Annotated in this window: 4 protein-coding genes; 1 reads left to right on the forward strand and 3 read right to left on the reverse strand. The window is 38.2% G+C overall.

Annotated features, from left to right (window positions below):
* The coding region (locus QZZ35_RS09555) for a glycerate kinase family protein (protein ID WP_291237192.1) at positions 1–911 on the reverse strand (911 nt) is incomplete at its 3' end.
* A 141-nt stretch (positions 912–1052) separates the two neighbouring features.
* Between QZZ35_RS09555 and QZZ35_RS09560 the strand changes: the two genes are divergently transcribed.
* Positions 1053–2129 carry a CdaR family transcriptional regulator gene (locus QZZ35_RS09560; RefSeq protein ID WP_291237193.1) on the forward strand — a complete coding sequence of 359 codons (1077 nt, stop codon included), beginning with the start codon at positions 1053–1055 and terminating at the stop codon, positions 2127–2129.
* 16 nt (positions 2130–2145) lie between these two features.
* Here the strand turns inward: QZZ35_RS09560 and QZZ35_RS09565 are convergent, their stop codons facing one another.
* Both QZZ35_RS09565 and QZZ35_RS09570 read right to left on the reverse strand, forming a co-directional pair.
* Positions 2146–3528 carry an MATE family efflux transporter gene (locus QZZ35_RS09565; protein WP_291237194.1) on the reverse strand — a complete coding sequence of 461 codons (1383 nt, stop codon included), beginning with the start codon at positions 3526–3528 and terminating at the stop codon, positions 2146–2148.
* Entirely contained in the window at positions 3521–4123 is a 603-nt protein-coding gene (locus tag QZZ35_RS09570) for a cytidylate kinase-like family protein (protein ID WP_291237195.1), read from the reverse strand. The genes QZZ35_RS09565 and QZZ35_RS09570 overlap by 8 nt, the downstream gene beginning before the upstream one ends.
* Between the last annotated feature and the right edge of the window lie 115 nt (positions 4124–4238).

Raw genomic sequence — 4238 nt, forward strand, 5'->3', positions numbered from 1 at the left:
GCTTTTCCCATAACCGTCTGTCCATCCAGACGTCCTTCACCTGTAATAACCATATCCGCCTCTCTCACATAAGATTCAAGCTTTGTTTCATCAAGGATAATTTTTATTCCGGATTCCAACGAAGCATTCATATAAGATAAAAAGGCAAATCCCAGTCCACCGGCTGCTCCTGTTCCAGCCTGATTCATATTGGCTTTCGGATATTTTTTCTGTGTCAGTCCGGCGTAGTCGGCAAGCCACTTGTCCATTTGCATGATCATAGAAGGGGTCGCACCCTTTTGCGGACCAAATATTGCACTGCATCCCTGATCACCACAAAGCGTATTTGATACATCGCAGGCCACTTTAAAATAGCACTCTTTTAATTCAGGCAGAACAGCTTCATCCGTAATTTTTTCGATATCTTTCAGCCCTTTTGCCCCAAAGCCGACCTGATTTCCATTGACATCTAAAAATCCGAATCCAAGAGCCTGAAGCATTCCGATGCCGCCATCATTTGTGGCACTTCCTCCGATTCCTACAATAAAATGCCGACAACCTTTTCTAATCGCATCTTTAATCATCTCACCCACACCATAAGTTGTTGTATCAAGTGGATTTCTTTCCTGTTCACTGATTAGGGTGATTCCGGCTGCCGCTGACATTTCAATAATTGCCGTATGTGTTTCATCAATAATTCCGTACGCAGCTTCCACCGGATCACCCAAAGGTCCTGTCACTTTGATTTTTTCAATCCGGCCATTCATTCCAAGAGCTAACGCCTCAACCGTACCTTCTCCGCCGTCGGCCAGCGGACGAACAATAACTTCCGCATCCTTTAACGCTCTGTGAATTCCTTCAGATATCGCCGATCCCGCTTCAAGAGAACTCAGACTTCCTTTTAATGAATCAATTGCCACAACCACTTTCATAAACATACCTCCGCTTTCAATCTTTGACTTATTGTATCAAAAAACAATAGCTTTAGATATGTTATATATGCTATAATTATTATGTAATATCAACTATTTTTAGTTATATATAACATTATATGTGACAGAACGGAGGTAATTATGAGCATTTATTTGTCGAGAAAGACCGCCCAGAAAATTGTCGATACCGTAAAAGATGTATGCGGTCACGATATTAATTTTATCAATACGGATGGAATCATTTTTGCAAGCACAAACGAAATTCGTATTGGTGAATTTCATGAAATCGGCAAAAAGGTCATTGATACAAAAGAAATTATAGAAGTAGAGAGCGATGACAGTTTTTACGGTACGCAAAAAGGTGTTAATATTCCCATCGTATACAATCACGAAATTATCGCAGTCATAGGAATCAGCGGATTTCCGGATGCTGTAAGACAGTACGCGGTACTTGCTCAAAAGATTACTGCTCTTTTGCTTCGGGAACAGGAAATTGAGCTTCTTAACTTTGGATACAAAACTCAGATGAACTCTGTTATTCACGCACTTATTGAAAATAAATATATCCATCAGGAATTTCTTAAAGAATTTCTTGAAAAAAGAAAGCTCTCTATCAAAGAGAACTATCGAACACTTATTATTAAACCGGATTCACGATACAATCCTTCAAACTTTGCAATGCTGGAAAATGAAATCTATCAGTTTTTTAATAATATTTCTTCATTTATGTGCTCTATAAACTATCCCAATGACTACTGGATCATGATCAGTGATCATGATTATTTAATATGGAAAAAACGCATTAAACATTGGGCACAAGACTTCCGGACCATTCTGAAAATAGGAATTGGAAGCAGCGAATCCATCCATCGACAAAATATTTCCTACTCAAAAGGTGAAATTGCGCTTAAAAGTTTATTTGGTTCAAGAAACATTGCCTGCTATGATGAATTAACATTAGAAATCATCACCGGATCCTTAACAGACAATGTTTCCAAAGCCTATAAAGAAAAAACCATTCACCAATTAAATCAAGAAGATCTGAAATTATTAAAAATATATTTTGAACATAATCTTTCTTTGAAAGAAACATCGGAAGCTCTGTTTCTTCACAAAAATACGATTCAGTACAAATTAAATAAAATTCAAAAGCTCACAGGATATGACCCAAGAAAATTTACCGAAGCCGTCATCTTGTATCTGGCCATACGCATATAATACAAAATATAAAAGGTCATGTGTTTCTTATTTTTTTGCTGTTTACCTTTTTCATAAATAGAATTGCAACTATGACTGATAATATTTCTGCAATAGGAAATGTCATCCATACCAGCCATGTTCCAACGTTTCCGTTGATGACTACTGTTGAAAAAGCGTACGCTACCGGTACCACAAATAAAAACTGTCTGCAGACAGAAATAATAAGAGATTCCAGTCCGCTGTCAAGAGCCTGAAATACTCCTTGAAGCGCAATATTTGTGCCGGCAAATACATAGCTTATAGAAATGATGCGCATTGCCATTACACATAATTCTTTTGTCTCACCGGATAAACCGAAAATACCGGCAAATGGCTCAGCAAACACTTCAAGTCCAATAAATCCAACGAACATGATGATTAATGTATAGCCGATTCCATACTTTACGCCATCTTTTACACGTTGTTTATTTTTCATACCGTAGTTAAAAGAAACGATAGGTGTGATTGCATCTCTTAGACCGAATGCGGCAAACAGAATAAACTGCTGAATCTTATAATACAGGCCATAGGCTGTGACAACATTTTCACCGATTCTTACAAAAATAACATTGAGCAAATATGTCATTACCGACATAAGAGCCTGTGCAATAATTGCAGCAAAGCCTATCGAATATATGCCTTTTATAATCTTTGCAGATGGTTTTATATATGAAATTTTATTTTTTATTTCTTTATTGACTTTCAAATGAAGAAATAATCCACAAAGTGCCGATGCAATCTGCCCGATAACCGTTGCATAAGCAGCACCGGATACTCCAAGTTCTGGACACCCGAACCATCCATAAATAAGGATGGGATCCAATACAATATTAACGACTGCTCCTGTAATCTGAGCAATTGTCGAGTACATACTTTTACCGGTCGCCTGTAATACTTTCTCATACAAAGAGAAATATAAAATGCCAAAAGAAAAACAACAACAGATTTTTATGTAATTCGTTGCCATCTCTTCAATGACCGGATTTTTTGTCTGTGTAGAAATATATGCGGATGTGCCGAACAGACCGAAAATCAAAAATACTATATAGACGACCGCCATCAAAAATATACCGTTTCCTGCTGTTCTGCTTGCCTTTTCCACATCCCGCTGTCCCAGACTCTTTGCCAGAAGCGCATTCACACCGACACAGGTTCCAATGCCTACTGCGACCATAAGCATCTGCACCGGAAATGCTAAAGTCAAGGCGTTTAATGCCTGCTCCCCCGTATCTTTTATATTTGCCACAAAGGCACTGTCCACAATATTATAAACTGCCTGAAGCATCATGGAAATAATCATGGGAATTCCCATATTAAGCATCAATTTATTCACAGGCATCGCTGCCATCTTGTTCTCTTTTACTACAGAATCACTCATTTTCCTTCGCACCTCCTGCAGCATCCACAATTATTGAGACAGCCTTTTCAATGCCAAAAAATCCGCTGTCAATACTTAAATGATAATTTTCTCTCTTGCCCCATTCTCTATCTGTAAAATATTTATAATTTAACTTACGTTTCTTATCTTTTTCCTGCAGCCTTTTTCTCGGCTCTACTCCTGTCTCTCCATACTGTTTTACAATGCGTTCCGCTCGAAATGTCTTATCCGCATATACAAATACATGTAAGCAGTCACTTCGATCCTTTAAAATATAATCTGCACATCTTCCAACAATAACGCATGGTCCGTCATTTGCAAGTTTTTCAATGATTTTTCTCTGCTCTATCCATATTCTGTCCGCATTTGATAACCCATCAAATCCTCTGGCCAAAAACATATAGGCTAAATCATTTGCAGATGGTGCATATTCACTCTCTTCTTCTACAAATTCCCTGGCATATCCTGTCTCTTCCGCGACTTTTTCAATAAGTTCCCTGTCATAACACGGAATCCCCAGGCAGGCTGCAACTTCTTTCCCAACGGTTCTTCCGCCACTTCCAAATTCTCGGCTGATTGTAATAATCCTTACCATTTTCTTGTCCTCCTTTAAGACATAAAAAGCGTGTAATCTTCATAGTCAAACGACCTTAGATTACACGCATTATTCTTGCTGGACTTACATCTACCGATTACACGAGTTGAATTTT

This window comes from Frisingicoccus sp., assembly GCA_016298055.1.
Taxonomy (GTDB): domain Bacteria; phylum Bacillota; class Clostridia; order Lachnospirales; family Lachnospiraceae; genus Frisingicoccus.